Source organism: Brevundimonas sp. (assembly GCF_965279155.1).
In the GTDB taxonomy this organism is placed as follows: Bacteria; Pseudomonadota; Alphaproteobacteria; order Caulobacterales; family Caulobacteraceae; genus Brevundimonas.
This window is the reverse complement of record NZ_OZ257138.1, coordinates 1,328,029-1,354,049: the sequence shown is the minus strand read 5'-3', so window position 1 is coordinate 1,354,049 and position 26,021 is coordinate 1,328,029. Positions and strand designations below refer to the sequence as shown.

The 26,021-nt window shown below is 68.0% G+C and carries 24 protein-coding genes; 14 read left to right on the top strand and 10 right to left on the bottom strand.

Features of this window, described 5'->3' with window-relative positions; all coding sequences use genetic code 11:
• Positions 1–94 precede the first annotated feature (94 nt).
• From cysK to ACQY72_RS06405, 6 genes are all read left to right on the top strand, one after another.
• Positions 95–1,075: a cysteine synthase A gene (cysK, locus tag ACQY72_RS06430; RefSeq protein WP_428156415.1), complete on the top strand. Its 981-nt coding sequence runs from the start codon at positions 95–97 to the stop codon at positions 1,073–1,075.
• Between the two features lie 102 nt (positions 1,076–1,177).
• Positions 1,178–1,768: a hypothetical protein gene (locus ACQY72_RS06425; protein WP_428156414.1), complete on the top strand. Its 591-nt coding sequence runs from the start codon at positions 1,178–1,180 to the stop codon at positions 1,766–1,768.
• On the top strand, positions 1,765–2,412 hold the full coding sequence (locus tag ACQY72_RS06420) for an OmpA family protein (protein ID WP_428156413.1): 648 nt from the start codon (positions 1,765–1,767) through the stop codon (positions 2,410–2,412). The genes ACQY72_RS06425 and ACQY72_RS06420 overlap by 4 nt, the downstream gene beginning before the upstream one ends.
• 2 nt (positions 2,413–2,414) lie before the next feature.
• Positions 2,415–2,672, top strand: coding sequence for a hypothetical protein (locus ACQY72_RS06415; protein ID WP_428156412.1), 258 nt, complete (start codon positions 2,415–2,417; stop codon positions 2,670–2,672).
• Between the two features lie 41 nt (positions 2,673–2,713).
• On the top strand, positions 2,714–3,934 hold the full coding sequence (locus tag ACQY72_RS06410) for a DUF2336 domain-containing protein (protein WP_428156411.1): 1,221 nt from the start codon (positions 2,714–2,716) through the stop codon (positions 3,932–3,934).
• Between the two features lie 151 nt (positions 3,935–4,085).
• The gene (locus ACQY72_RS06405) at positions 4,086–4,523 is read left to right on the top strand and encodes a MucR family transcriptional regulator (protein WP_159845967.1); all 438 of its coding nucleotides are present in this window, start codon (positions 4,086–4,088) and stop codon (positions 4,521–4,523) included.
• Between the two features lie 248 nt (positions 4,524–4,771).
• On the opposite strand, the gene ACQY72_RS06400 is transcribed toward ACQY72_RS06405, so the two are convergent.
• The 4 genes from ACQY72_RS06400 to ACQY72_RS06385 form a co-directional block, all read right to left on the bottom strand.
• Positions 4,772–5,887: a DUF2336 domain-containing protein gene (locus ACQY72_RS06400; protein ID WP_428156410.1), complete on the bottom strand. Its 1,116-nt coding sequence runs from the start codon at positions 5,885–5,887 to the stop codon at positions 4,772–4,774.
• Complete coding sequence (locus tag ACQY72_RS06395) at positions 5,884–6,744, bottom strand: hypothetical protein (RefSeq protein ID WP_428156409.1); 861 nt, start codon at positions 6,742–6,744, stop codon at positions 5,884–5,886. The genes ACQY72_RS06400 and ACQY72_RS06395 overlap by 4 nt, the downstream gene beginning before the upstream one ends.
• 95 nt (positions 6,745–6,839) lie before the next feature.
• Positions 6,840–7,880: an ABC transporter substrate-binding protein gene (locus ACQY72_RS06390; RefSeq protein ID WP_428156408.1), complete on the bottom strand. Its 1,041-nt coding sequence runs from the start codon at positions 7,878–7,880 to the stop codon at positions 6,840–6,842.
• Positions 7,881–7,924: 44 nt separating this feature from the next.
• Entirely contained in the window at positions 7,925–9,037 is a 1,113-nt protein-coding gene (locus tag ACQY72_RS06385; protein WP_428156407.1) for a TonB family protein, read from the bottom strand.
• Positions 9,038–9,866: 829 nt separating this feature from the next.
• Between ACQY72_RS06385 and ACQY72_RS06380 the strand changes: the two genes are divergently transcribed.
• Positions 9,867–12,764 carry a PAS domain S-box protein gene (locus tag ACQY72_RS06380; RefSeq protein WP_428156406.1) on the top strand — a complete coding sequence of 966 codons (2,898 nt, stop codon included), beginning with the start codon at positions 9,867–9,869 and terminating at the stop codon, positions 12,762–12,764.
• Between the two features lie 243 nt (positions 12,765–13,007).
• Here ACQY72_RS06380 and ACQY72_RS06375 read toward each other — a convergent pair whose 3' ends face one another.
• From ACQY72_RS06375 to ACQY72_RS06365, 3 genes are all read right to left on the bottom strand, one after another.
• A complete protein-coding gene (locus ACQY72_RS06375) occupies positions 13,008–13,976 on the bottom strand; it encodes an alpha/beta hydrolase (protein WP_428156405.1) in 969 nt (322 codons plus the stop codon).
• Between the two features lie 215 nt (positions 13,977–14,191).
• Positions 14,192–16,009 (bottom strand): ABC-F family ATP-binding cassette domain-containing protein, encoded by a 1,818-nt coding sequence (locus ACQY72_RS06370; RefSeq protein ID WP_428156404.1) that lies wholly within the window; start codon positions 16,007–16,009, stop codon positions 14,192–14,194.
• 276 nt (positions 16,010–16,285) lie between these two features.
• Positions 16,286–16,600: an endonuclease domain-containing protein gene (locus ACQY72_RS06365; protein WP_428156403.1), complete on the bottom strand. Its 315-nt coding sequence runs from the start codon at positions 16,598–16,600 to the stop codon at positions 16,286–16,288.
• Positions 16,601–16,685: 85 nt separating this feature from the next.
• On the opposite strand from ACQY72_RS06365, the gene ACQY72_RS06360 reads away from it, so the two are divergent.
• Both ACQY72_RS06360 and ACQY72_RS06355 read left to right on the top strand, forming a co-directional pair.
• Positions 16,686–17,264 (top strand): TetR/AcrR family transcriptional regulator, encoded by a 579-nt coding sequence (locus ACQY72_RS06360; protein ID WP_428156402.1) that lies wholly within the window; start codon positions 16,686–16,688, stop codon positions 17,262–17,264.
• A complete protein-coding gene (locus ACQY72_RS06355) occupies positions 17,261–17,599 on the top strand; it encodes a DMT family transporter (protein ID WP_428156401.1) in 339 nt (112 codons plus the stop codon). Before ACQY72_RS06360 ends, ACQY72_RS06355 begins: the two co-directional genes overlap by 4 nt.
• A 6-nt stretch (positions 17,600–17,605) precedes the next feature.
• Here ACQY72_RS06355 and ACQY72_RS06350 read toward each other — a convergent pair whose 3' ends face one another.
• From ACQY72_RS06350 to ACQY72_RS06340, 3 genes are read right to left on the bottom strand one after another with little or no spacing between them, the layout of a single operon-like run.
• A complete protein-coding gene (locus ACQY72_RS06350; RefSeq protein ID WP_428156400.1) occupies positions 17,606–17,794 on the bottom strand; it encodes a hypothetical protein in 189 nt (62 codons plus the stop codon).
• A complete protein-coding gene (locus ACQY72_RS06345) occupies positions 17,791–18,918 on the bottom strand; it encodes a PepSY-associated TM helix domain-containing protein (protein WP_428156399.1) in 1,128 nt (375 codons plus the stop codon). The genes ACQY72_RS06350 and ACQY72_RS06345 overlap by 4 nt, the downstream gene beginning before the upstream one ends.
• Before the next feature lie 5 nt (positions 18,919–18,923).
• Positions 18,924–21,011 (bottom strand): TonB-dependent siderophore receptor, encoded by a 2,088-nt coding sequence (locus tag ACQY72_RS06340; protein WP_428156398.1) that lies wholly within the window; start codon positions 21,009–21,011, stop codon positions 18,924–18,926.
• A 114-nt stretch (positions 21,012–21,125) separates the two neighbouring features.
• Between ACQY72_RS06340 and ACQY72_RS06335 the strand changes: the two genes are divergently transcribed.
• The 5 genes from ACQY72_RS06335 to ACQY72_RS06315 all read left to right on the top strand — a co-directional run bounded on the left by ACQY72_RS06335 (position 21,126) and on the right by ACQY72_RS06315 (position 26,002).
• A complete protein-coding gene (locus ACQY72_RS06335; RefSeq protein WP_428156397.1) occupies positions 21,126–21,578 on the top strand; it encodes a YcgN family cysteine cluster protein in 453 nt (150 codons plus the stop codon).
• Between the two features lie 390 nt (positions 21,579–21,968).
• Entirely contained in the window at positions 21,969–23,288 is a 1,320-nt protein-coding gene (locus ACQY72_RS06330) for a DNA-packaging protein (protein WP_428156396.1), read from the top strand.
• 190 nt (positions 23,289–23,478) lie between these two features.
• Positions 23,479–23,766 carry a spike base protein, RCAP_Rcc01079 family gene (locus ACQY72_RS06325; RefSeq protein ID WP_428156395.1) on the top strand — a complete coding sequence of 96 codons (288 nt, stop codon included), beginning with the start codon at positions 23,479–23,481 and terminating at the stop codon, positions 23,764–23,766.
• Positions 23,766–24,893 (top strand): SGNH/GDSL hydrolase family protein, encoded by a 1,128-nt coding sequence (locus ACQY72_RS06320; protein ID WP_428156394.1) that lies wholly within the window; start codon positions 23,766–23,768, stop codon positions 24,891–24,893. Before ACQY72_RS06325 ends, ACQY72_RS06320 begins: the two co-directional genes overlap by 1 nt.
• A gap of 38 nt (positions 24,894–24,931) precedes the next feature.
• Positions 24,932–26,002 carry an acyltransferase family protein gene (locus ACQY72_RS06315; RefSeq protein WP_428156393.1) on the top strand — a complete coding sequence of 357 codons (1,071 nt, stop codon included), beginning with the start codon at positions 24,932–24,934 and terminating at the stop codon, positions 26,000–26,002.
• Positions 26,003–26,021: the final 19 nt, after the last annotated feature.

The window sequence follows — 26,021 nt, the reverse complement described above, 5'->3', positions numbered from 1 at the left end:
TGAAAGGCTCGCGCAGAAATGATCGCGTTGGCCCCCTTGCGCGGTGCGGCGAGGCCTTATCTGTTGCGGGCCACAGATTCACGGAGACCTTCCCATGACCGACTTCAGCTACGACGCGTCCCGCCACCTGAAGAAGGGCCGGGGCAAGGTCTATGACTCGATCGTCGACACCATCGGCGACACCCCCATCGTGCGCCTGCCGCGTCTGTCGGCTGAGTATGGAGCCAAGGCCACGGTGCTGGCCAAGCTGGAGTTCTTCAACCCCATCGCCTCGGTCAAGGACCGGATCGGCGTGGCCATGGTCGAGGCCTTGCAGGAGGCGGGCAAGATCAATCAGGACACGCTGCTGATCGAGCCGACCAGCGGCAACACCGGCATCGCCCTGGCCTTCGTGGCGGCGGCCAAGGGGCTGAAGCTGATCCTGGTCATGCCCGAGAGCATGTCCATCGAACGGCGCAAGATGCTGGCCCTGCTGGGCGCGCGGCTTGAGCTGACCCCGGCCGAAAAGGGTATGAAGGGCGCGATTGCGCGGGCGCAGGAACTGCTGGAAACCACGCCGAACTCGGTCAGCCCGTCGCAGTTCGAGAACCTGGCCAACCCCGCCATCCACCGGGTGACGACGGCCGAGGAAATCTGGAACGACACCGACGGGGCGGTGGACATCGTCATCGCCGGCGTCGGCACCGGCGGCACCATCTCGGGCGTGGGCCAGGCGCTGAAGGCGCGCAAGTCTTCTGTAAAAATGATCGCGGTCGAGCCGGAGGCCTCGCCGGTGCTGTCGGGCGGCGCGCCCGGCCCGCACAAGATCCAGGGCATCGGCGCCGGCTTCACGCCCGCTATCTACGATCCGTCGGTGGTCGATGGGGTCGAACAGGTGTCGAACGACGACAGTTTCGACATGGCGCGCAAGGCCGCCCGCGTCGAAGGCATCCCCGTCGGCATCAGCTCGGGCGCGGCCCTGACCGCCGCCTTCAGGCTTGCAGCCCTAGACGAGAATGCAGGCAAGACCATCGTGGTCATCATCCCGTCCTTCGCCGAACGCTACCTGTCGACGGCGCTTTTCGAAGGCTTGTAAGCGGAGCCTTTCTGCCGCTCGCGTGTTCGATACCGGACGCGCGTGCGGCTCCGCTTGGGATGAGGGGCGACGCGCGGCGGATCAACAACGCCGGAGCGTTTCATGACTGTCGCCGCCCTTCGCCTGATCGCCGTCGCAGGGGCCTCGGCCCTGGCGCTCGCCGCCTGTTCCAACAATGACGACAAGGCGGCGGTCGATCCGTCGATGTCGCCGGAGCAGCAGGCCGCAGCCGCCGCCAATACCCCCGTCACCGCCCAGCCGCGCCAGATCCGCAACGTGCCGGTGGACGTTCAGGGCGTGACGGACGTGGGCGCCACGGTGCGGGTCAAGAACGTCGATCTGGCTGAGGACGCCACCATCCTGGACGTCAGCATCTCGTTCGCCAGCGACATGACCAACAGCGTCAAGATGGCGAACGACGCGACCTATGTCGAACTGCCCAACGGTCAGAAGCTTCGTCTGAAGCCGCCCGAGGGCAATCCGTATATGAACATCGTCAAGGGCGATACGATGAACGGCCGGCTGGTCTTCATGGGCGCGGTGCCGTCCGGGGTGAACCAGATCTCGGTGGTGTTCAACGAAGGCTCGACCTCGGACAGCATCATCGGCCCGTTCCTGCGAATGACCATTCCGCTGACGGCCCAGGCCGCCCAGAATCCGACGGCCCAGAATCCGACGGGAGCGGCGGGATGATGCGACGGCACGCGCCCGCCATGGCGGCGGCGCTGTTGGCCGCCGGTCTGACGCCGGGCGTGGTCTCGGCCATGACGGTGCGGCTGATGAGCGGCAGCGCCATCGGCACGATCTCGACGTTCGAGAAGGACATGACCGCGCCCCAGTCCAGCTTCGCCAAGGCGGGGCCGGACAGCGAACTGGAAAGCGTGTTCGTCTCGTCCGAGGTGGCGCCGGAACGGGTCGAGACGACGCGCAGCCTGCTGACCGAGCTGAATGCGCGGCGCAGCGACGGGGTGATCGTGATCGACCTGCCCGCCGACGTGCTGTTCGACTTCGACAAGGCGACGATCCGGGCCGACGCGGAGCCGGCGCTGACGCGGGCGGGCGAACTGCTGAAAAGCTATCCCGACGCCCAGGTCAGCATCGGCGGCCATACCGACGCCAAGGGCGACGACGCCTATAACGAAGGCCTGTCGCTGAGACGTGCGCGGGCGGTGGCGGCGCGGCTGCAACGCGAGGCCGGGCGCACCCTGGGCGCGCAAGGGTTCGGGGAACGCCAGCCGGTCGCCGCCAACGCCAGGCCGGACGGCTCGGACGATCCCGACGGGCGTCAGAAGAACCGCCGCGTCGAAATCCGCATCACCCCGAAACCGGGAGGCTGAACATGGCCCTGATGTCTTGCCCCGCCTGCGCGCGCCAGGTGTCCGAGGCGGCCGTCGCCTGTCCCAACTGCGGTCATCCGATTGCAGGTGATGGGGGCGGTGCGGGCGGCACGTTCAAACAGGCGCTGACGCGGCCGGAGGCGGTCAAGAGCGGCTTCACTGTGCTGGGCGTCTTCGTCGCCGCGCCGTGGATCGCGCGCGTCCTGGCGGTTGTGGCCTTCGTGATCCTGGCCATCGTGGTGGTGGTCAACAAGAGCTGAAGGCTCACGCCCGGTTAACCGCTGGCGCCTAGAGTGGGCCAATGGGCGAACGATCAGCCATGATGGGGGAAGAGGCGACGCCGCAACCGCCGCTGCGCGCACGCCGTGCGCTGCTGAAGCGGCTGGCCGATGTCGTGTCGCTTCCCGCCAGCCGGATCAACGCCTTCGAGCGGTCCGTCACCGGCGACTTGCTGGTCGAGATGCTGCGTTTGGCGTCGCGCGAGGAGCGCCGGCGGGTCGCCTCGCGCCTGGCGCCGCTGGCCGAACTGCCCAACAGCGTGGCGCGCCTGCTGCTGCGCGACGAGGCGGAGATCGCGGGCCTGCTGATCGAACAATGCGCGTCTCTGAGCGACGCCGACATCGTCGGCTGTGCGCGCGACGCCAGTTTCGAGCACCGCCTGCTGATCGCGGCGCGCCGCGGCCTGTCCGAGATCGTGACCGAGACCCTATTCTCGTTCGGCGAGATGGAGGTGATCGAGGCGGTGCTGCGCAACAAGACCGCGCGGCTGTCCCAGGTCGGGATCGAGGCGGTAGTGGGCCTGAGCCGCCAATCGCCGGGCCTGTGCGGTCTGTTGCTGAAACGGCCAGAGCTTCGGCCGTCGGGCGCCTATGTCATGTTCTGGTGGTGCGCATCCGAGGATCGTCGCACCATCCTGCAGCGGTTCGCCGTGTCGCGCGAAGTCATGCAGGAGGCGTCCGAGGACGTCTTTCCCATGGCCGCCGAAGAGGGATGGGCCGACCCGGTGGCGCGCAAGGCGCTGCAGTTCATCGAGCGCCGCCAACGCAACCGCGCCGCCATCGAAAAGAGCCCGTTCGACAGTCTGGAACAGGCGGTCATGGTCGCCGCGCGCGACGGGCTGACCCGCGAAACGGCGTCGGAGATCGCCTTTCTGGCGGGGGTCAAGCCTCTGACCGGGGCCAAGCTTCTGGGCGATCCGGGCGGGGAGCCGCTGGCGATCCTGTGCAAGGCGACGGGGATGTCGCGTGTGGACCTGACCAATCTGTGGCGCTCGATGCGTCGGCCAGAGACCCTGGCGGACGGCAAGATTCATCCCGACTGGGAGCGGGTGCAGATCACCTATGAGATGCTGGCGGTCGACCGGGCGCAGACGGTGTTGCGATACTGGAACTGGTCTTTGTCGTCGGCTTTGACGCCGTCCTTGCTGCGCGCCATACGCGACGGCGAGGATGATGCTGTCGACGAATATTCGGCGCCCGAACGCGCGGCGATGATGGTGCTGGCCGAAGACTTCGGCCGCTGATCCTAACCACTACATGTATTTTCAGTAACGTGCATATCGCACCGCTTGGGCGCGTGTTTGCTTTCAAGTGGAAACAACCCTATGAGGATATAGGGATGTCTCGACTGGAGAATCAGTCGAGCGCACATGGATCATGAAAGCGATGTCGATAATGGAAGATAAGCCCGAACTGCTAGAGATGACTGCGGACATCGTGTCGGCCTATGTCGGCAACAACTCCGTCTCGGCAGAGGCTCTGCCGGCGCTTATCGCCAATATTCACGCCGCCCTGTCGGGTGTTTCCAATGGTCCGGTCGAGGCCGAACCCGAGCCCAAGGAACCGGCCGTGCCGATCCGCAAGTCGATCGCGCCGGACTTCCTGATCTGCCTGGAAGACGGCCGCAAGTTCAAGTCGTTGAAGCGCCACCTGCGCACCAAATACGACATGAGCCCCGAAGATTACCGCGCCAAATGGGGTCTGCCGAAAGACTATCCCATGGTCGCCCCGAACTACGCCAAGGCGCGTTCGGAACTGGCCAAGTCGATGGGCCTGGGCCAGGGCGGTCGCAAGCCCGCCCGCGCCGCAACGACGGCTCGCGCCAAGAAATAGGCCGGAGATTTCCGGTAAAAGGACGCCCGCTTCCGAAAGGAGGCGGGCGTTTTTGCTTTGGGGGCACAATCGTCTCCCTCCCCCTGCGGGGGAGGGTGGTCGCGTAGCGACCGGGTGGGGGCGGCCCGGCAGGGACGCACTTGCCTGAAACAAGAAGGATGGTGGGACGTCGCCTTGCCGTCCCCACCCGGCTTCGGCTGCGCCTCAGCCACCCTCCCCCTGCGGGGGAGGGAGACGTCGGTTCTGCGTCAGGCCGCCTGTGCTGTCCGCCGCATGCGCCAGAAGCGCAGGGTGCGAAGGGCGGCGTCGCGGGTCAGTTCGCCGTACATGCGGCCGTAGGCGGCGGCCTTGCCCATCGGATTGTCTTCCGATCCCAGCACGGCGACGGCGTAGGTCAGGTAGACGGCGCGGTCCATGTCGGCCGCCTTGCAGACCACCGACAGGGCGTCCAGGTCCTTGCGCTCGACGATGCCGCGCGCGGTGTGGAAGTCGATGTCGGCCAGTTTGGACAGGGCGATCAGGAAGGGCGTGCGGCCGTTCGAGCGCAGGAAGCGGATCAGCACCTGGGGCGTCAGCTGGCCGGCGGCCTTCAGCTCGTCCACATAGGCCAGGTTCTCGGCGTAGTCGGCGGGCAGGGCGCCGTCGTCGGTGGCGACCCGCGTGCGGCCGGCGGCCAAGGCCGCCTCCAGCAGGTCGGGGTCCATGCGGGCGTTCTGTTCCAGGATCTGGTGACGCAGCCGGGCCTCGACGACGAAATACATCTCGTTCAGCAGGTCGGCGGGCAGGCTCTGGCGCTCGACCGTGGCGGCGTGCAGGGCCGGATTGGCCTTGGCGCGTTCGACGGCGGTCTCGGACGCCGCGCGCGACAGGCGGGCGCCGTCGTTGCGCAGCAGGGCGTCCAGGGTGTCGTCGTCGCCGCGCTCGACGATGATGTCGGACACGGCCTCGGAGACGACCGCGCGGCCCGAGACGGCGCGCAGATGGCCCTGGCCGCGCCGGCGCACGACCTGGATCAGGTCTTCGTCGGTCAGGACGCTGGAGGCGCGCAGCACCTGTTCGGCGACCTCCAGCTCGTCGTCGGCGAAGCGGCGGATCAGGCTGTGGGGGGCGTTGGGCGCCTCGGCGAAACGGGCGGCCAGTTCGGCGCGGACCGCGACCTCCATCTCGTCGGACAGCTTGGCCAGGACCGAGCCATAGAGGTCGGTCTCGTTGGCGTTGTGGTCGGGAACGCCGAAGAAGTGGTCGGTCAGTTCGCGCAGCAGCAGGCGACGCTTCTCGCTGGAATCCTCGGCCGCCAGTGCGATCAGCTGCGGCAGGCGCGAGCCGGGGATCACGGCAGGTTCGATCACGGCTTGATCGCTCATGGCAGGTCGTCGGCTTCGGTCTGGGGCACGGCGCGCAGGGAGCCGTTGGCGTTGCGGATCAGGGCCGGCGGGCCGTCCGGCTGGGCCAGGTCGTTCGAGCGCGGCGTCTGGGTCATCTCGACCGGCAGGGCGTCCAGATAGGTCTGCTGCGGAGCGGGGATGGCGTCGGGGTGACGGCCGGCCTGGCGGTGGACCGAATAGTAGCGGGCGCTGTTGTCGCCGGTCGGGGCCATCTGGGCCGCCTGCTGATTGGCGGCGACGGCGGCGCCGTCGAGGGGGACGCCGGCCTGGGGGCGTTGCAGACGATAGATAGGGGCGTCGCGGCGTGGGGCCATGGGGTCGGCGACGGCGACGGCTTCGGCCGGTTGCGGCTGGGGCTGCGGCTGGGGTTCAGGCGCCGCCTGGGCCGTCTGCTGCGGGGCGGGGGCGGGCGCGACCTCGGCTTGCGGTTGAGATTGGTTCCGGACCGGCTCGGGCGCCTGCGGCTGAGGCGCGGGGGTGTAGGGCGCAGGGGCGGATTGCACCGGGGCGGCCTGCGCGGGGGCGGGCTGGCCCATCCAGGCGCTGGCGGGCGTCAGGCCGTTGCTGCGCGGCGTGGCGGCGGAGGGCGCGGGCGACAGGCGGGCCAGGGGAATGGCGCCGGGGATGGTGCGGTTGGCGGCGACGACGGTCGGCTGCGGCACCTCTGGCCGCGTCACGGCGGGCGTGGGAACGGACCGCGCGGCGACCGGCGGCTTGCCGGGCCACGACAGGTAGCGCAGGCCGGATGTATTGGTCGACGCCTGCTGGGCGACGGCGGCGCTGGTCACCAAACTGGCGGCGGTCAGGACGGTCGAGAGAACGAGGGCGCGGCGCAAGGCGGCTCTCCGGTAAGGAATTGCAGCCCGCACACTAGGGTTCGACCACTTAATCCCGCGCTAACGCCACGGCCGGTTGCGACAACGAAGGCGTGTCAACCGCGACCAGGCAGATAGTTGTCGGTGAAGGCGTCGCGCCAGTTCAGGTCCGCCTCATAGACGCCGGCCTGGGAGGTCACGTCGAAGAAGGCCTGCCAGCGCTCCTCGGTCAGGGCGCCCAGGCCGTAGAGGGCGGCGTCGCCCCCGTCGACGATGGCGTAGTCGCGCAGCTTGTCGCGAGCCTGATCCAGCACGGCTTGCGTCATGTCCGGGTTGTCCTTGCGGATCAGGGCGTCGGCGGCCGAGGCGTCGCCCCGGATATAGTCGCGCCACCCCTCGGCCGAGGCGGCGATGAAGCTGCGTAGGGCCGCCGCATTGTCGCGGGCGAAGGCGTTGGGGGCCAGGACCATGGCGGCGTAGGAGGGATAGCCTTCGTCGGCCATCAGGAAGACTCGCGGGTCGAAATCGGCTGCCTGTTCGATGGCGTAGGGATCGCTGGTCAGATAGCCCTGCTGCACCGCGCGGGTGTTGGCGATGAAGGCGGCGGGGTCATAGGCGTAGGGGCGCAGCTGCTCGTCGGTGAAGCCGTAGCGGGCCTTCAGCCAGACCCAGAAGGTGGCGACAGCCGTATCGGACAACAGGAAGGGTCGGCCGGTCAGGTCGGCGATGGTTTCCAGCGCGTCGTCGGGATGGGCCATCAGGACCTGCGGATCCTTCTGGAAGAAGGCGGCGACGGCCTTCACCGGGGCGCCGGCCGCGACCAGGTTCATCGGGATGAAGCTGTTGGAGCCCATGCCCAGTTCGACGGCGCCCGAGGCCAGCAGGTGCGGCACGTTCACGCCGGGACCGCCCTGGACGATCTGGACGTTCAGCCCGCGCTTCTCATACGCCCCGCTGGCCAGGGCCTGATAGAAGCCGCCCTGTTCGGCCTGGGCGCGCCAGTCGGTGGCGAAACGCAGGCGAACCCGACCCTGTTCGTCCACCGGCGCCTCGACCCGCCCGCAGGCCCGCAGCCCCACGGCCCCCGCCGCCACGGCCGCTCCGCCCGCGATCAAGGCGCGGCGGCGGGTCAGCAGGCGATTCCACAGCATAGTCATGCGCCTGACTTACGGGGGGATAGGGGCCTTGGGAAGGCGCGGCGTCAGTCGGCGGCGATGTCGTTTGAGGTCGTTTCGTTCGTCGTGGTCTCAGGCATTGTGTATCGAACGGGAACGACGCAGCGCACGCCGGCCGTATAGGCGGGCTCGGCGCGACCCGACTGGACTGTGCGTCTAGCGGAATCGCCGAAGGCGGCGGCAGGTTGAGCGTCGATCACTTCAACATTTCCGACCTCACCCCAGGTGGCGAGGTCAAAACGGACCAATGCCCACCCTTCGATGCCGCGCTCGTGGAATGCGCGCGGGAACGACTCCGGCCCGCCGCGCGCCTGGAAGCGCGTTCCAACTTCGGCGGGGCAAACCTGAAGAGGATCTTCGTCGCGTGTCGGCAGATCGGGAGCAGGCAGGCGTTCGCCATTTCGATAGAAGTTGTAGACGCAGCCTTTCAGCGGCGCGCCGCTTTGGACGACCGATTCAGAAACGGCCCGGCGGGTCTCGGAATCGAACGCCGTATCTCCGGACGAACCCAGGGTCTCGACGTCTGTTGTGGCGCCGTCAGGACTCACATTCCATCGAACGACCGACCATGATCGACCGCCGGGCGGTGGGCGTTGACCGATCCGGTTGTCGGGATAGCTGAGCGTGCGCGGGGCGCGACCGCCGCGCCCGTCGCTGCCGCAGTTCGCGCCGGGACCGGCTAGGCGCTCGGCGACGGCGTTACGGATCGGTCCACGCGAGCGTGTCACGGCGAAGTAATGCAGCAAGTCGCTCTTCGTCGCCTCGGCTATGAGCTTGGCGGAGTAGCTGATCGTCATGCGGCAATCGCCGCGCGGGCCGCCAGGAAAGCGCCAAGCAGCCAGAGCGGCTTGCTCCAGATCAGACGATTGAATTCCGGGAACGAGAATGGCGCCGGAGAGATGAGGTGCGCGTGTTGAGGCAGGGCGGATGTCGCGGGTGCGGCCTTTTGCGTCCACCGCAAAGTTCAGGACGACCTGGCGTTTTTCAGGTTGGTCCCGTCCATCGGTTGAAGAGATGCGGGTGGTCTCGATCCGCAAATCCTCGCTGTATGATGGTTGGATCGCGACGCCGCCACAGGTCGTCTCGACAGCTGGACTCTGCAGCAGGAATTGATCGGCAGACGGCTCGCTCCGTCGCATATGAGGGGGCGTCAAATCTATAGGCGGCGGGGGGAGGGGCGAGGGGCCCTGCTGTGGCGCTGAGGCCAGGGCCGGCGTCGTCGTCAGGGCAAGGCCAAGGGTGATTAGGGTTGCGCGCATGGGTGTCTCCGTCTGCATCTCATGGGTGCATCTGGAGCGGCGGCTGTCTAGCGTGATTTCGTGAAATCCACGCCCCAATTGAGCGAGGGGACGAAGCGTGCGGGCGAGCCCGTGCTCTTCGTCCCCTCGCCAAGTCCGGGTTGGACTTGGCCGTCCGGGTCAGGGCCTTGGCGTCAGCGCCGTTTCGGGCGAACCCGAAAGGGCGGTCGGCTGTGTCCTGTCGCGCTCCTGGTCTTGGGCGTCCCACGGCGTTTTCGTCCGCGTCGTCCCTCGATCCCGATCCGGTTCTCTCGTTCCTCGTCGATCCTGAGACCGTCGAGGACTGGAGCCTGGATCCCGCCTGCCGCACGTTACGATCCGAAGATCGCCCGATCGCGCCGGGTCGGAGAGCCGGGCCGGTTCGCTTGATGTCCGGGGTCTCCCCTGGATGTCCGCGCCGCCGTGTCCCTTGGCCTGTTGACGTTCCGATGAAACCGGCTATGAGGCAAGCGCCCGATCTCGCCCCGGTGTGCACGACTGGCCCGGCGGCGGTGGACAAGCCTGTGAACATCGGTGGACGGATCAAATTCGCGGTTGCGGATCAGGGCCTTGCCTTGTCCACAGAAACGCGGCGATAGACGCCTGTGTCCGGTGTCGGACGGATCGATTGCAACCGGTCGCCGTGCTTTGTGTTTTGTGAAACCAAGACCGCTGTCTTTGGGGAAAGTGCTTGCCCGATAACGTCTCCAGCCAGGCCGAGAAAGCCGGGATCGATCGCGATCATCTGACCCAGATGTTCGCCCATGCGCCGGGGTTCATGGCGTTGCTGGTCGGGGCGGATCACCGGTTCGAACTGACCAATCCCAACTATCAGAAGCTGATCGGTCATCGCGAGGTCGTGGGACGCACGGTGGCGGAGACCTTGGCCGATGCGGTGGACCAGGGCTATCTGGACCTGCTGGACGAAGTCTATCGCTCGGGCGAGCCGCACCGGGCCGAGGGCGCGCTGTATGCCGTTCAGGCCGAGCCGGACGGCGACGTGGTGGATTGCTACGTCGATTTCGTCTTCCAGCCCCTGAAGGACGCGAGCGGTCAGGTCTGGGGCATCTTCATACAGGGCGCAGACGTCACCGAACGGCATCAGGCGGCCGAGGCCCTGGCGATCAGCGAGGCGCGATACGGCGCCCTGTTCGCGGCCATGGCGACGGGGTTCTGCGTCATCGAGATGAAGTTCGACGAGACGGATCGGCCTGTCGATTACAAGATCGTCGAGGGCAACCAAGCGTTCGAGGAGATGACCGGCCTGGTCGATCCCTACGGCAAATGGGTCAGCGAGATCGCGCCGGGGCTGGAGCAGCACTGGTTCGATCTGTATGGCGGCGTGGCGCGCACGGGACAGCCGGCGCGGTTTGAAAACCCCGCAGATATCTTCGGCCGCTGGTACGATGTGCAGGCGCTGCGCATCGGCCAGCCGGGCGCCTGGCAGGTCGCGATCCTGTTCAACAACATCACCGAGCGCAAACAGAGCGAGGCGCGCCAGAACGCCCTGCTGGAACTGAACGACGCCATCCGCGACCTGACCGACCCCGGCGAGATCGCCCAGGCGTCCGCCCAGGTTCTGGCCCAGACCATGGGCGTCAGCCGTGCGGGATACGGCACGGTGGACACGGTCGGCGAGACCATCACCATCGAGCGCGACTTCAACCAGCCGGGGGTGACCAGCATCGCCGGCACCCTGGCCTTCCGCGAGCACGGCTCCTACATCGAGGACATCAAGCGGGGCGAGACGGTGACCATCGCCGACGTGGCCCTGGACCCCCGCACTTCTGCGACCGCGGACGTTTTGAAGCGGATCAGCGCCGGGTCCTTCGTCAACATGCCGCTGATGGAGCAGGGCCGGGTGGTGGCGATGGTCTTCGTCAATCATGCGACCGCGCGGCATTACAGCGACAGCGACCTGAGGCTGATGCGTGACGTGGCCGAACGGGTGCGGATGGCGACCGAGCGCGCCAGGAGCGAGGCCGCCCTGCGCGACAGCGAGGCGCAGTTCCGCGTCTTCGCCCAGGCCACGCCGAACCAGATCTGGGCCAGTTGGGCGGACGGGTCGATGTATTGGTTCAACCCCCAGGTCTATGCCTACACCGGTTCGTCGCAAGGCGATCTGGATGGGGCCGAGGGCTGGATCCAGAACGTGCATCCCGACGACTTGGACAGGGTGAGCCAGGCCTGGTCCCGGTCGCTGGCCAGCGGCCAGGTCTATGAAACCGAGTTTCGCGTGCGTCGGCACGACGGCGTCTATCGCACCTTCATGGTGCGGGCCGAGCCGGTCCATGACGAGGAGGGCCGGATCACCCGCTGGGTCGGCTCCAACATCGACATCGAGGAACTGCGCAGCCAGTCGGCCGAACTGGCCCGGTTCAACGAGACGCTGGAAGACCAGGTCGCCGAGCGCACCGCCGCCCTGATGCAGGCCGAGGAGGCGCTGCGCCAGAGCCAGAAGATGGAGGCGGTGGGCCAGTTGACCGGCGGCATCGCCCACGACTTCAACAATCTGCTGGCCGGCATCAGCGGCAGTCTGGAGCTGATCACCAACCGGATCGCCCAGGGTCGGTATGGCGATGTCGAACGGTTCACTGCGGCGGCCCAGGGGGCGGCGAAGCGGGCGGCGTCCCTGACGCACCGGCTGCTGGCCTTCTCGCGGCGTCAGACCCTGGATCCCAAGCCGACCGATCCCAACCGCCTGATCCGCGGGATGGAGGATTTGATCCGGCGCACGACGGGGCCGGGGGTCCATCTGGAAGTGGTCGCCAGCACCGGCCTGTGGCCCGTCCTGATCGATGCGCATCAGCTGGAAAACGCGGTGCTGAACCTGTGCATCAACGCCCGCGACGCCATGCCGGACGGCGGGCGGCTGACCATCGAGACCGGCAATCGCTGGATCGACGCGCGCACGGCCAAGGCCCAGGATCTGGACCCCGGCCAGTATGTCTCGATCTGCGTCAGCGACACCGGCGGCGGCATGGCGCCGGACGTCGCAGCGCGCGCGTTCGAACCCTTCTTCACCACCAAGCCGCTGGGCGAGGGGACGGGGCTGGGCCTGTCGATGATCTATGGCTTCGTGCGCCAGTCGGGCGGCCAGGTGCGGATCTATTCCGAGCCGGGACAGGGGGCGATGATCTGTCTGTATCTGCCGCGTCACCATGGTGCGGTCGACGAGGGCGAGGCGGTCCCAGAGGTCGAACAGGCCCCGCGCGCGCAGGCCGGCGAGACGGTCATGGTCGTGGACGACGAGCCGACGGTGCGGATGCTGGTCGCCGAAATCCTGCACGAGCTGGGCTATCAGTGCATCGAGGCCTCGGACGGCGCGGCGGGGCTGAAGCTGCTGAACTCAGAGGCGCGGATCGACCTGTTGGTCACGGACGTGGGCCTGCCCGGCGGGATGAACGGGCGTCAGATGGCGGACGCCGCGCGGCTGGAGCGGCCGGACCTGAAGGTGCTGTTCATCACCGGCTATGCCGAGAATGCGGTGGTCGGCAATGGGCACCTGGACCCCGGCATGCACGTCATGACCAAGCCCTTTGCGATGGAGGCGCTGGGCAGCCGGATTCGCGAGCTGATCGAAAGCTAGAGACCTGGTCTGGGTTGACGAAAGGGGGGATCACAGCGGTCACGACGAGGTCACAACGACCACGACGGAGCCGTGTCGGTTTGCAAAGTCTTGATGGCCTGCGGCGGCGAAGCCGCAGACTTATCGATGGCCTGGACATGGGACTGGACATGGGAGTTGGAAGCCGACGCGCGTTCGATCCCGTCGTGTCCTCTGTGACTTCGTCGTGCCCGTTGTGAAGAACCCCTTGCAGATCCGATCGTCCTAGAGTTTCGCATCCATCCAGCGGCGGATGGCGGCGCGCGCGCCCCGGGCGGCCGGGCCGCCGAAGTGCAGGAAGCCGTGCGGGGTCTGGGGCACGCGGATAAGGTCGGCGTCCGACGTCTCGCCCCAGCGGGTGGCCATCAAGAGGCTGTCCTCGAACAGGGGGTCGTCCTCGCCGGCGATGAACAGGGCGGGCGGCAGGCCGGTCAGGTCGGCATAGAGAGGCGAGACGTCGGGCCGGCGCAGCCCCCCCTCATCCCGGTCGGGGGCCAGCCTGGCCAGGTCGGCGCGCATGGTCGGGCCGTTGAACAGCAGGGTCTCGGGTCCGGCCGACCGCACGCTTTCCGTGCCCGACAGGTCGAAGACGCCGTAGGTGAAGACGCAGCCCTTCACCAGGTCGATCAGCCCCTGGTCGCGCAGGGCCACCGCGGTCAGGGCCGCCAGATGGCCACCGGCGGATTCGCCCGTCAGGAACAGGGTCGAGGCGCCCAGCCGGTCGACGTTGGTCACGGTCCAGTAGGCGGCGGCTAAACAGTCGGCGATGGCGGCGTCGACATAGACCTGGCGACGCTCGGACAGCAGGCGGTAATCGACCGAGACGACGCAGAAGCCGTGGTGGGCCAGATGGGCGTTCAAGCGGTCGTTCAGCCCGGCGCTGCCCAGCACCCAGCCGCCGCCGTGGATGTCCAGGATGACGGCGCGGGGTGTGCCGACGGGATGCAGGATGCGCAAGGGGACGGGATGGTCGCCGTCGGTCTGGATGATCTCGACCGTGACGCCGCGCTTTCTGAGGCGCGGAACCGTGACACGCCCGGCGGCGGCGTCCAGCCACAGCGACAGCCGCTGACCTGCATCGATCCGCCAGCCGTCGGTGCGCAGGCGCGGCGCGCGGGCGAGGACGGCGTTGATCCGCCGCACCGCCGCCTGCTGGGGCGGGGCGAACTCGACGAGGTGGGTGCGCAGGGTCATGAAGCTTGAGTGTGCGTCGGCGGATTTGGTTTCAAGGGGCTGGAGCCCGCTTGCATAAAACCCGTCACCCTCGGGCTCGTCCCGAGGGCCTACGGCGGAGGCGGCACGGGATTGCGTGATTGTTTCGGGCGCTGGCCTGCGGCGTCTCGCGGCCGAGCGGCGGAAGGGTGGGCCCTCGGGACGAGCCCGAGGGTGACGGGATATTTGGGGGTTGGTTACCCCGCCAGCGTCGCCTTCTTCTCTTCCAGTTCCAGCCATTCCAGTTCGGCGCTTTCAAGGTCGGCGCGGGCCTTGTCGGCGGCCTTCATCGTGGCGTCGAAGGTCTTGGGGTCGCGGGCGTAGAGGGCGGGGTCGGCCAGGGTCGCGTCGTGTTTGGCGATCGTGGCGGGCAGGGTGTCGATGAGGGCTTCCAGTTCCTTCAGGCGATGCGCGTCCTTGAAGGTCAGCTTGCCGGCTTTCTTGGGGGCGACGGCGGCCGGTGCGGCCTCGGCGGCGCGCTGGGCGGCGGCCTTGTCCTGGGGACGGGGGTTGGAGCCGGGCTGGAGGAAGCCGGGGTTCTGGCGGATGAAGTCGGTCCAGCCGCCGGGGGTCTCGACGATGTCGCCGCGTCCGTTCAGGGCCAGGGTCGAGGTGGACAGCCGGTCGATGAAGTCCCGGTCGTGGGAGACCAGGATCAGGGTGCCGTCATAGCCCTCCAGCAACTCTTCCAGCTTGTCCAACGTGTCCATGTCCAGGTCGTTGGTTGGTTCGTCGAGGATCAGCAGGTTGGCGGGCTTGGCCAACGCCCTTGCCAGAAGCAGGCGGTTGCGCTCGCCGCCCGACAGGGTCGAGATCGGCTGGCGCAGTTGGGCCTCTGAAAACAGGAAGTCCTTGGCGTAGGCGGCGACGTGTTTGGACACGCCGCGCACCAGGATCGAGTCGCCGCCGCCCGGCGTCAGGGCGTCCCAAAGGGTCATGTCCGACTTCAGCCCCTCGCGCGACTGGTCCAGATAGACGGACTCCAGGTTGGAGCCCATGCGAACCGTGCCCTCGTCAGGCGGCAGCTCGCCCAGCAGGGTCTTGACCAGGGTGGTCTTGCCCGCGCCGTTGGGACCGACGATGCCCAGACGGTCGCCGCGGATGATGCGGGTGGTCAGGTCCTTGAACAGGGTGCGGCCGTTGAATCCCTTGGACACGCCCTTGATCTCGGCGACCAGCTTGCCCGAGGTGCCGCCGGAATCGACGCCAAGATACAGCTCGCGCGGGGCGTCCTTCATCTTTTCGGCGCGTTCGGCGCGAAGGGCGTTCAGCGAGCGGGCGCGGCCCTCGTTGCGGCTGCGGCGGGCGGTGATGGAGGAGTAGAAGGTGGCGGTCTCGCGCTCGATGGTCTTGGTCAGGCGACGCAGGGATTCGGCCTCTTCCTCCATGACCTTGGAGGACCATTCGTCGAACTCGACGAAACCCTTGCTCAGGGTGCGGACGCGGCGGCCTTCCAGCCAGTGGACGGTGTTGGTGACGCGGTTCAGGAAGGCGCGGTCGTGGCTGACGACCAAGAGGGCGAACCGGGCCTGGATCAGCTCGTTCTCCAGCAATTCGATGGCCAGGATGTCGAGGTGGTTGGTCGGCTCGTCCAGCAGCAGCAGGTCGGGCTCTTCGGCGAAGGCCTTGGCAAGCGCCGCGCGGCGGGTCTCGCCGCCCGACAACCCTTGCGTGGATTTCTCGGGGTTCAGGCCGAAGGTGGCGAGCCAGCTCTCGGCGGTCCAGCTCTCGGCCTCGCCGGAGGAGGCATAGTCCAGCAGGGTCTCGCCGGTGATGACGGGTTCCTGCGGCACATAGGCGAAGCGGACGGCGGACTGGACCGAACGGTCGCCGCTGTCGGGCTCGATCATGCCCATGACGACCTTCATCAGGGTGGACTTGCCGGCGCCGTTTCGGCCGACGAGGGCGGCGCGGCTGCGCGGCTCGACCGCGAGGTCGACGCCGTCGAAGAGGGGGCGCTGGCCGTCCTGAAGACGGACGTCCTTGAGTGCGACGAGGGGGGGTCTGGCTGCCATGTGACTTTCGATCCTCACCCGCGAAACGGGGGAGGGGGCCGCGCGCGGCGCGGTAGAGGGGGCGGAAACGGGTGTGATCTAAGGGTTGTGGCGCGATGACGCCAGCCCGATCCTCACCCGCGAAGCGGGGGAGGGGGACCGCGCGAAGCGTGGTGGAGGGGGCGGACGCATCCGCAGGCGTCGAAAGGGAGCGGTTTTCAGGCGTAGAAGTCGGTGGGGCGTTCGCCCCCTCCACCCCTTCGGGGTCCCCCTCCCCCGCAGGCGGGGGAGGATTTGTCAGAGCGAGAGGATGTAGTCTGTGACGGCGTCGAGGTCGCGAAGGACAGAGGACGCAGGGATGCGGATGGTGCGGATGTTCCGTTCGATCAGGAAGGCGTCCCGTCTGGCGTCGTGATCCGGGTCGTGTCCTTGCCCGTCGATTTCGATGCAAAGGCGATCCTTGGGGCGATAAAAATCGAGAATGTAGAAGGCCAGCGCGTGCTGCCGGCGAAAGCCGTGACTGCGGATACGTTGCCACACGAGGACTTCGGGCAAGGTCATCGACCGCCTGAGAGCGCGGGCTCGCTTTTGCGTCAGGATGGTTGCGCGCATGTGTAAGAACAACCTGAAATCATTAACGATACAATCCTTTGATTTCGCAATTTGACAGTTACCGTCCGGTTGGTATGTAACGGTCATGGATACGATCACACGCCGCCGCGCGCCCGATGATACCCGGGCCGAGATCATCGAAAAGGCCCTGGAGGTCGCCGCCGAGCTGGGGGCGTCGGGTTTTACGCTGGATGCGGTGGCGGCGCGGACGAGCGTCAGCAAGGGGGCCCTGCTGCATCATTTTCCCAGCAAGATCGCCCTGCTGGAGGGGATGGTCGATCATCTGGGGCGGATGCATACGGACATGATCCTGGCCGAGGCGGCGCGCGATCCCGAACCTTATGGCCGAAGCGCGCGGGCCTATCTGAGGGCCACGGTCAATGAGCCGGTGACGCCGCAGGATGTCAGCATCGGCCGGGTCATCATGGCCGCCTGCGCCATCGATCCGGCCTTGGCGCTGCGGTGGAATGGCTGGGTCGACAGGGTGAAGGTCGATGATCCCAGCGATCCGGTAGGGGCCGACGACGCCCTGATGCTGAGGCTGATCGCGGATGGACTGTGGATGTCGGACCTGTTCGGCACCCATGTCGTGTCGCCGCAACAGAGGAAGGCGCTGCTGTCGCTGCTGACGCCCGGCCACCCGATCACGGCCAACGACGCATGAGCCCGGTGACGTGGATGGCGCTGCTGGGCGCCATCATGCTGGAGGTGGCGGGGACGACCCTGCTGCAGGCCTCGCAGCAGTTCACCCGGTTGTGGCCGACGGCGGGGATGGCGGCCTGCTACGGGCTGGCCTTCTACCTGTTGTCGATCGCCCTGAAACAGATGCCGGTGGGGATCGCCTATGCGATCTGGAGCGGGCTGGGCGTGGTGCTGATCTCGGTGATCGGGACGGTGGCGTTCCGCCAGCGGCTGGACCTGCCGGCCATCGCGGGCCTGACGATGATCGTCGGCGGGGTGGTGGTGATCAACCTGTTCTCGAAGACGGTCGGCCACTGAAACCCGTCAGTGACGGCCGGTCCCCGGACGCTGGAACAGTCGCAGGCCGATCAGGCCGACGACGGCGGCCAGCATCAGGACGGACACGGCCTCGGCCGCGCCGTCGTAGAGCAGGGCGGCGACCAGGGCGACGGCGGTGACGAGGCCGATCAGGGCGGGAACCCGCAAGGGGCCGACGGGATAGCGACCCTTCATGCGCCGGCTCCGCGCGCGACCTTGAGACGGTCCAGGCGGCTCTTGTCGCCGGACTTGCGCAGCCACAGGACCACGCCGCTGATCAGGATGGCGATGGCCATCAGGTCTAGCAAAGCCCAGAGAATCTTGAGCGGAAGGCCGCCGTAGTCGCCGAAATGCAGCGGCTGGCTGACCAGCAGCATGGTGATGTACCAAGGCGGACGGGGCTGGGCCGTCAGGGCGCCGGTCTCGGCGTCGATCAGCATGGGGCGGTACAGGCGCTCGGTCAGGGGCGTGTCGCCGACCATGAAGACGCCGTAGTGATGGTCGCCGCTGTAGCCGGTGCCGGGCCAGCTGACGAAGGCGGGCTTCATGTCCGGCTCGGCGGCGCGGGCGGTGCGGATGGCCTGATCGACTGAGGCCAGGCGGACAGGGGCCGGGCGGCCTTCATACTGGTCGGCGAAGGTCGAGACGGCGCTGGCCTGCCAGGCGGCCTCCAGGGGGCCGGCGACAGTGTTGATGGCCCCGGTGACGCCGACCGTCAGCACCCAGATCATCGTCGCCGCGCCCAGCAGATTGTGCAGGTCCAGCCAGGCCAGGCGGCGGCTGCGATCGGTACGGAAGACGCCGAACGGCTGCTTCTTCATGAAGGGGGCGTAGAGCACCAGGCCCGAGACGGTCGAGACCACGAACAACAGGCCCATGGCGCCCAGGAACAGGAAGCCGGGAAGGCCCGCATACAGGTCCGTGTGCAGGCGCAGGAGGATATACATGATCCCCGTGTTGAACTGGGGCGCCTGCATGTCGCGGCCGGTGACGGCGTCCATGACGACCGTGTTCATGCCCGCCGGCGGGGTGGAGGGCTGGGCGCCCATGTTGACGTAGACCGTGCCGGCATGGTGGTCCCAGCCGAAGAACAGGGGCACGTCGCCAGGATACTGGGCCAGGGCCTTTGCGACCAGCGCGTCGGCGTTGGCGGGGACGCCGCCTGAGGCGGGCGGCGCCTCAGGCTCGGTCAGGTGGGCGATCTCCTCGCCGAAGATCAGCGGCAGGCCGGTGAGGCACAGCAGCAGCAGGAACAGGGTGCAGACCAGGCTGGTCCATTTGTGAACCCAGAACCAGGCGCGAAGCGTGCCGTGTTTCATCGGCCCTAGAACCGATAACCGACGCTGGCGACGAGGTTGCGGCCCTGGCCGGTGAAGCAGTCGCCGAAGAAGCGGCAGGGGGCGAAATACTGCTCGTCGAACAGGTTGGTGGCGTTGACGCTGAAGGACCAGTCTTTCCAGTCGATGGCGACCAGGGCGTCGGCCAGAGTGTAGGAAGGAGTGCGCAGGACGATGTTTGCGCCGATCGACTCGCTGGGGCCGACGTAGCGGACGCCGCCGCCCAGCCGCAGGTCCATGCCGTTGGACAGGGGCAGGGTCTTGACCGCCCAGGCCGAGGCCAGGGTGCGCGGGGTGTCGGAGGCCTGGCGGCCTTCCTCGAAATCGGCCGAGGAGTTTTCGACGATGGTCTCGGCGTGGCTGGCGGCCAGGGTGACGGACCAGTCGCGCGGGCGGGTCCAGCTGGCCTCCAGCTCGACGCCCTGGCCGCTGATCTCGCCGGTCTGGACGGTGTTCAGGACGTTCTCGGGGTCGTTGGTCAGGCGGTTGGTCTCGGACAGGTCATAGGCCGCCAGGGTGACCAGGGCGCCGGCGAACGGGCGCCATTTGACGCCGACCTCCCACTGTTCGCCTTCCTGGGGACGGTAGGCGACGCCGAAGAAGTCCTGACCGGCGAGGGGCAGGAAGGATTCCGAATAGCTGACGTAGGGCGAAAGGGCAGCGCCCAGGTCATAGATGGCGCCGATGCGCAGGCTGGTGGCCTCGTCCACCTGTTTGGCGGAGCCGGAGGTCTGTTGCTCGGCGCGGTCGCGGCGGACGCCGGCGACGACCGTCAGGGCGTTCCAGCGCAGCTGATCCTGGAGGTAGATCCCGACCTGGGTCTGATCCAGATCCGGCAGGGCGGCCAGGGTCGGGACGGTGAAGGGCAGGCCATAGACGGGGTTGTAGGCGTTGATCGGCGACGTCGCGTCGAAGCCGCTGGAGGTGCGGCTGTTGAAGTCCAGGATGTCGACGCCGGCCAGGACGACGTGGCTGATCGGGCCGGTGGTGAAACGGGCCACGCCGTTGATGTCGGCCGTCAGAACCCTGGAGTCGGAATCGATGGCGTAGGCCGAGCGCGGCAGCACCTGGTTCGCGGCGTCGATGAAGGGGTTGGTCGGGTTGGCGTAGACGTTGGGATAGATCTCGCGGAATTCGGTCGAGGCCTCGACGTAGCGGACATTGGCGTTGGCCTCGAACCGGTCGCCGAAGCGGCGGTTGGCCAGCAGGGTCACGCCCTTCTGATCGGTGTCCAGCCGGTCGTAGTCCGGCTCGCCCAGGAAGCGGTCCACGGGCAGGCGCGGGAAGGTGTTCTGAAGGCTGGCGACATAGGGCAGGAACTGCTGGGTCGAGGCCGTGTGGTCGTCCTGATAGAGGCCCAGCAGGGTCAGGGTGGTGTCGGCGTCGGGACGCCAGCTGATCGAGGGGGCGACGACGATGCGGTCGTCGTCGACGTGGTCGGTCTGGGTTCCGGCGTCGCGGCCGACCACGACCAAACGGGCGGCGAGCGTGCCGGCCTCGTTCAGCGGCGTCTGGTAGTCCAGCATGCCCTGATAACGGTCGAAGGAGCCGACCTGGCCGACGATCTCGCCGCCGCGTTCGAAGGTGGGCTTCTTGGAGATGTAGTTGACGACGCCGCCGGTCGAACCCTGGCCGTACAGCATGGAGGAGGGGCCGCGCAGGACCTCGACGCGCTCCAGCGTATAGACCTCGGTGCGGGGGATCAGGTTGAAGCCGAGGATCTTGTTCAGGCCGTCCTGGTACTGGGCCGAGTTGAAGCCGCGCAGGACGGGGGCGTCGCCGCGCGTGTCGAGACCGAAGGGCTCGGCCGTGGCGCCAGCGGAATAGCGCAGGGTTTCCTGCACCGTCAGGGCGCCGCGGTCGTTGAACAGGGTCTGGTCCACCACGCTGATCGCCTGGGGCGTGCGGATCAGGGGGGTGTCGGTCTTGGTCGCCGTCGTCGCGCGCTCGCCGGTGACGATCACCTCGTCCACCGAGGTCGGGCCCGTCGTCGATTGGGCCGAGGTGGACTGGGCCAGGGCGGGCTGAGCCGCCAGGAGGAGGGCGACGGCGGACGAGGAAAGCAACAGACGCATGGGGACTTCCTGAAAAACAGCCGGCTTCTTATTGATTTTGATAAGCTGTCGCAAGATGCGGCATCGACGCATCTGGACGCGACATCGCCGGGATCGGCGCGTATGAGGCGCGCCATGCAGCCCTACTGGGAAACCAAGACCCTGGCCGAGATGTCGCCTTCCGAATGGGAGGGGCTGTGCGACGGGTGCGGGCTGTGCTGCGTGATCCGGTTCGAGGACGAGGATACGGGCGACGTCGTTCCGACGCGGGTGCACTGCAAGCTGTTCGATTCCCAGGCCTGTTCGTGTTCGGACTATGCGAACCGCAACGCGCAGGTGCCGGACTGCATCAAGCTGACGCCGAATAACATCCAGGCGCTGGGGTGGATGCCCCTGTCGTGCGCCTATCGCCGGCTGCACGAGGGGCGGTCGCTGGCGGGGTGGCATCATCTGATCTCGGGCAGTCGCGAGACGGTGCATACGGCCGGGGTGTCGGTGCGGGGGCAGACGATCTCGGAGCTGTCGCTGGCCCAGCCGGAGGATGCGCTGGACTTCGAGGCGCCCGAATGGATGCTGGAGCGGGGCTGAGGCTGATAGGGTAGACCCCTCTAGCCAGCGCAATGACGCTGGTTCAAGTCGTTAGAAAACAAACCGTTGGCGAATTATGTGGGCGTTCTTCCGGCCTGAGGACGCTGCTGCGCTATGGTTTGGGCATGACGGGAAATCGGGATGACGGAGAGGGCGGCGGTGGTGCTGCTCGCGGGACTGCTGCGGCCTGCGCCGGATGGCTGGAGCCGATGTTCCTGATGCTGAAGGCCAAGATGGAAGAGGCCGCGCAGAAGGTTTGCAAGACAGAGATCGAGGACGCGGCCGTCGCCGAAAAGGTCGCGCGTCAGATCGGCGTGATCGCGCGCTCGGCCAAGGCGGTCGAGGCGATGCGGCTGCTGTGCCTGAGCGACAACGAAGAGGACGAGATGGGTGGACGAACCTACGACCCTGCAGACGACGAGCGAATCCGAGGAGAACTGCTCGTCGAATACGAGCGGCTCGACCGGATCATGGAAGAAAAGCAGGCCGAAGCCGACGAACGGGCAAGAGCTAAGGCTGCATCGCAATCACGTTCGGCTGCTGAAGCACCAGATCAAGCCGCTTGATCACGACCTGCGGACCTGGCTGCTGCTGGGTGGGCGAGGGTCGGGCAAGACCTTCGCCGGGGCGGTCTGGATCGACAAACTGGCCCGCAAAAGAGCGGGCATCACCCTGGCCCTGGTCGGCCCCGCCCTGCACGACGTGCGCGAAGTGATGGTGGAGGGGGCGTCGGGGATCAAGGCGCTGGCGGAACCGGGTGACCGGCCGCGCTGGGAAGCGGGGCGGCGTCGGTTGGTGTGGGACAATCAATCGGCGGCTTATGCGTTCTCGGCGGAAGACCCGGACAGTCTGAGGGGGCCGCAGTTCCATGCGGCGTGGGCGGACGAGTTCTGCGCCTGGCGAAAGCCGGAGATGGTGTTGTCGAACCTGAGGTTCGGGTTACGGCTGGGGGACGAGCCGCTGCTGGCGGTGACGACGACGCCCCGGCCGATCCCGGCGCTGAGGCGGTTGATGGCCGAGGCGGGGACGGTGACGGAGCGGGCGGCGACGGCGCTGAATGCGCAGAACCTGTCGCCCGGATTTCTGGCGCATCTGCACGACGTCTATGGGGGAACACGGCTGGCGGCGCAGGAGCTGGAGGGCCTGGTGGTCGAGGGGGAAGGCGCCCTGTTCCGCATCGAGGATCTGAAACGGGCCAGGGGCGCGCGGCCGGTCGAGCTGGAGCGGATCGTGGTGGCGGTCGATCCGCCGGCGACGGCGGGCGGCGACGCCTGCGGGATCGTGGTGGTGGGGCGAAAGGGGCGGCAGGCCTTTGTGCTGGCCGACCGGACGGTGCGGGGGCAGTCGCCCGGCGGCTGGGCCGGGGCGGTCTGTCAGGCCGCGCGGGATTTCGGAGCGCACGAGGTGGTCGCCGAGGGCAACCAGGGCGGGGACATGGTGCGCGCGGTTTTGAGGACCAACGACTGCCCCGCGCCGGTCGAGATGGTGCACGCCTCGCGGTCCAAGGCAGCGCGGGCCGAGCCGGTGGCCCTGCTCTACGAACAGGGGCGGGTGGTCCATTGCGAGGCCTTTCCCGCGCTGGAGGAAGAGATGCTGGCCCTGGGGTGCGAGGGCGGACCTAGCCCCGACCGGGCCGACGCCCTGGTGTGGGCGATCACGCGGCTGATGCTGGGACCGCAGTCGGCGGGGCCCTCGATAAGAAGGCTCTAGGGCATTTTCCCTCCCCGTACCGGGGAGGGTGGTCGCTGAGCGACCGGGTGGGGGCGGCCCGGCAGGGGCGCGTGGATTGATCGCGCAGGATTGGTGATGGGGCGCTCTGCCGTCCCCACCCGGCTTCGCCTGCGGCTCAGCCACCCTCCCCCGCGGGGGGAGGGAGAATTTGTTTGAACAGGAGAGAGACATGCCGGCCATTCCCGAGCGGGACGGATTGCTGAATCATGGGCGTGACGCGAGCGGGCCGGCGCGGCGCGCGGTGGCGGTGACGCCCAGCGATACGGTCGATCTGACGACCTATGCCAAGGCGCTGTATGTCGGGGTGGCGGGCAATGTCCGTGTGCTGACGGTCGGAGCCGAGGACGGGGACGCCGTGACCTTCGCCAACCATCCGGTGGGGTGGTTGCCGGTGCAGGTGCGGCGGGTGCTGTCGACCGGGACGACGGCGACGCAGATCGTGGCGGTCTTCGACTGATGGCCGAGGTCGGGTTCAGCGTCGGGGCCGCTGCGCCGGGCGGGGTGCTGGGGCGGTCACGGTTTTCCGTGAGCGACCTGCCCGTCTGGTCGGCGGCGGTGCGGACGATGCAGGCGGGCGGGCGCGAGTCGCGGCTGCTGTGCATCGGCGACAGCGTGACGCAAGGCTATGGCGGGGTCTCCGGCGGCTGGACGCCGAACGGTCGGGCGGGCGCCTGGCCCGAGCGACTGGCGGCGATGATGAGCGGGCGGGGCCTTCCGGCCTCGGCGGCGTCGGTGGCCGGGGCGGGTGCGGCGGACGGGGCGAGCGGGGGCTATTCCGCCTATGATCCACGCGTGACGTTGGGCGCCGGGTGGGGCGTCAACACGCTGACGGGGATGGGCGGCAAGCTGTTTTCGGGCGCAGCGTCGTCGACGGGCATCTGGAGCTTTCAGCCCGATGGACCGGTCGATCGGTTCGACCTGTGGGCGGTGACCAATACGGCGCTGGGGGTGATGACGGTTGAGACGGACGGGGTGGTGCGCGGCACGGTCGTGACGACCAAGGCGGCGTCGATGGAGGTGACGACCGTCGCCTTTCCCGAGACGAGCGGGTCGGTGACGGTGCGCTGGGCCTCGGGCGGGGCGGTGTTCATCGCGGGCGGGGTCGCGTGGCGGTCGGACGTGAAGCGGGCGCGGGTGATCAATGCCGGATGGGGCGGGGCGAAGGTGGCGGACTGGATCACGACGGACCAGCCGTACCGGGCCTATGGGTCGATCCCGGCGGCGGGGCCGGATCTGTCGGTCGTGTGTTTGACGATCAACGACTGGAACGCGGGGACGGCGGTCGCGACCTACAAGGCCGGACTGGGGCTGCTGGTGGATCGGTGCCTGACGACGGGGGACGTGCTGTTGATGACGGGATGTCCGTCGGACCCGGCGCAGGGCAAGGCGAGTTATGCCGCTCAGGGCGCGATCCGAGATGCGGTGTTCGAGGTGGCGGTGGCGCGGGGACTGGCGGCGCCCATCGACGGGACGGCCCTGTTCGGCGGCGGGTTCGCCGGCGGACTGATGTTCGACGCCGTCCATCCCAATGCGGAGGGTCAGGCCAGGATCGCCGAGGCGGTGCGGGCGCGGGTGATGATCTGAGGCTGTCGGCTCTGCGCGTGCGGTGTTAACCGTGGCGGATGGGGGAGCGGTTTTACGGGGTGCAGGGGCTGCGGTTCGCGGCGGCGACGGCGGTGGTCGTCGCCCATGCGCTGGACCTGGCGGGGACGCGGCTGGGGCTGGAGACAGCGCTGGCGGGAAGTGCGCTGGAGAATTTCGGCGCCGTGGGCGTGGACGTGTTCTTCGTCATCAGCGGCTTCATCATCGCCACGACGACGCGGGGGCAGGGCGGGGTTCAGGCCGCCGGCGACTTCCTGTGGCGACGGTTTCGCAGGGTGGCGCCGATCTACTGGCTGTTGTCGCTGCCGATCCTGATCGGGATGGCGCGGGGCGGGACGCTGAGCCCTGAGGTGGCCGTGGCGACGTTTCTGTTCTGGCCGTTCAGCGGACTGGAGATGACCTTTCCGGCGCTGGGGCCGGGGTGGACCCTGTGTTTCGAGATGCTGTTCTACGCCGGGTTCGGGCTGGCGATGATGGGCGGGCGACGGGTCGGCTGGGGGCTGGTCGGGGCCTATGCGGCGATGCTGGTCGCGGGGTTGGTCGTGGCGGCGCCGGTGCTGAGGTTTTGGGGCGCGCCGATCATTCTGGAGTTTCTGCTGGGCGTCGGGGTCGCGTCGGTGTGGCGGGAGGCGCCGCGTCGGTTGGGCGCATGGGCGGCCGGGCTGGCGCTGGTCGGGTTCGGGCTGAGCTTGGTGGTCGGCTATGGCGGGATCGACGATGTGAGGGCGTTGAACGATCCGTGGAACGGGTTGAGGCGGGTGCTGATCTGGGGTCTGCCCAGCGCCCTGCTGGTGTTCGGCGTGGCAAGGATGGAGCGGGCGGACGCGGCGCCGGGGCGGTTGGGCCGGGCGGCGGCCTTCATGGGGGATGCGTCGTATTCGATCTATCTGACGCATGTGCTGGTGATCCGGGCGTTGGGACGGCTGTTCGAGAGCGGGATGGTCGCGGCGCCGGGGGATGCGGTGGTGGGGCTGACGGTGGTGGCGAGTTTGGCCGCGGGGGTGGTGGTGCACCTGGCGGTGGAGCGGCCGGTGTTGAAAGTCATGCGACCCTCTCCCGTTGGGAGAGGGCTTGAGCGTCCGAGAGCGTAGCGTTCGGCCTTGCGCGAAA

Coding starts and splice junctions, on each gene's coding strand:
- ACQY72_RS06315 (WP_428156393.1), top strand. CDS start 24,932: ATGGGGGAGCGGTTTTACGGGGTGCAGGGGCTGCGGTTCGCGGCGGCG.
- ACQY72_RS06340 (WP_428156398.1), bottom strand. CDS start 21,011: ATGCGTCTGTTGCTTTCCTCGTCCGCCGTCGCCCTCCTCCTGGCGGCT.
- ACQY72_RS06355 (WP_428156401.1), top strand. CDS start 17,261: ATGAGCCCGGTGACGTGGATGGCGCTGCTGGGCGCCATCATGCTGGAG.
- ACQY72_RS06425 (WP_428156414.1), top strand. CDS start 1,178: ATGACTGTCGCCGCCCTTCGCCTGATCGCCGTCGCAGGGGCCTCGGCC.
- ACQY72_RS06350 (WP_428156400.1), bottom strand. CDS start 17,794: ATGAAGGGTCGCTATCCCGTCGGCCCCTTGCGGGTTCCCGCCCTGATC.
- ACQY72_RS06360 (WP_428156402.1), top strand. CDS start 16,686: ATGGATACGATCACACGCCGCCGCGCGCCCGATGATACCCGGGCCGAG.
- ACQY72_RS06385 (WP_428156407.1), bottom strand. CDS start 9,037: ATGCGACGGAGCGAGCCGTCTGCCGATCAATTCCTGCTGCAGAGTCCA.
- ACQY72_RS06375 (WP_428156405.1), bottom strand. CDS start 13,976: ATGACCCTGCGCACCCACCTCGTCGAGTTCGCCCCGCCCCAGCAGGCG.
- ACQY72_RS06320 (WP_428156394.1), top strand. CDS start 23,766: ATGGCCGAGGTCGGGTTCAGCGTCGGGGCCGCTGCGCCGGGCGGGGTG.
- ACQY72_RS06335 (WP_428156397.1), top strand. CDS start 21,126: ATGCAGCCCTACTGGGAAACCAAGACCCTGGCCGAGATGTCGCCTTCC.
- ACQY72_RS06370 (WP_428156404.1), bottom strand. CDS start 16,009: ATGGCAGCCAGACCCCCCCTCGTCGCACTCAAGGACGTCCGTCTTCAG.
- ACQY72_RS06325 (WP_428156395.1), top strand. CDS start 23,479: ATGCCGGCCATTCCCGAGCGGGACGGATTGCTGAATCATGGGCGTGAC.
- ACQY72_RS06345 (WP_428156399.1), bottom strand. CDS start 18,918: ATGAAACACGGCACGCTTCGCGCCTGGTTCTGGGTTCACAAATGGACC.
- ACQY72_RS06405 (WP_159845967.1), top strand. CDS start 4,086: ATGGAAGATAAGCCCGAACTGCTAGAGATGACTGCGGACATCGTGTCG.
- ACQY72_RS06365 (WP_428156403.1), bottom strand. CDS start 16,600: ATGCGCGCAACCATCCTGACGCAAAAGCGAGCCCGCGCTCTCAGGCGG.
- ACQY72_RS06400 (WP_428156410.1), bottom strand. CDS start 5,887: ATGAGCGATCAAGCCGTGATCGAACCTGCCGTGATCCCCGGCTCGCGC.
- ACQY72_RS06390 (WP_428156408.1), bottom strand. CDS start 7,880: ATGACTATGCTGTGGAATCGCCTGCTGACCCGCCGCCGCGCCTTGATC.
- ACQY72_RS06410 (WP_428156411.1), top strand. CDS start 2,714: ATGGGCGAACGATCAGCCATGATGGGGGAAGAGGCGACGCCGCAACCG.
- cysK (WP_428156415.1), top strand. CDS start 95: ATGACCGACTTCAGCTACGACGCGTCCCGCCACCTGAAGAAGGGCCGG.
- ACQY72_RS06415 (WP_428156412.1), top strand. CDS start 2,415: ATGGCCCTGATGTCTTGCCCCGCCTGCGCGCGCCAGGTGTCCGAGGCG.
- ACQY72_RS06420 (WP_428156413.1), top strand. CDS start 1,765: ATGATGCGACGGCACGCGCCCGCCATGGCGGCGGCGCTGTTGGCCGCC.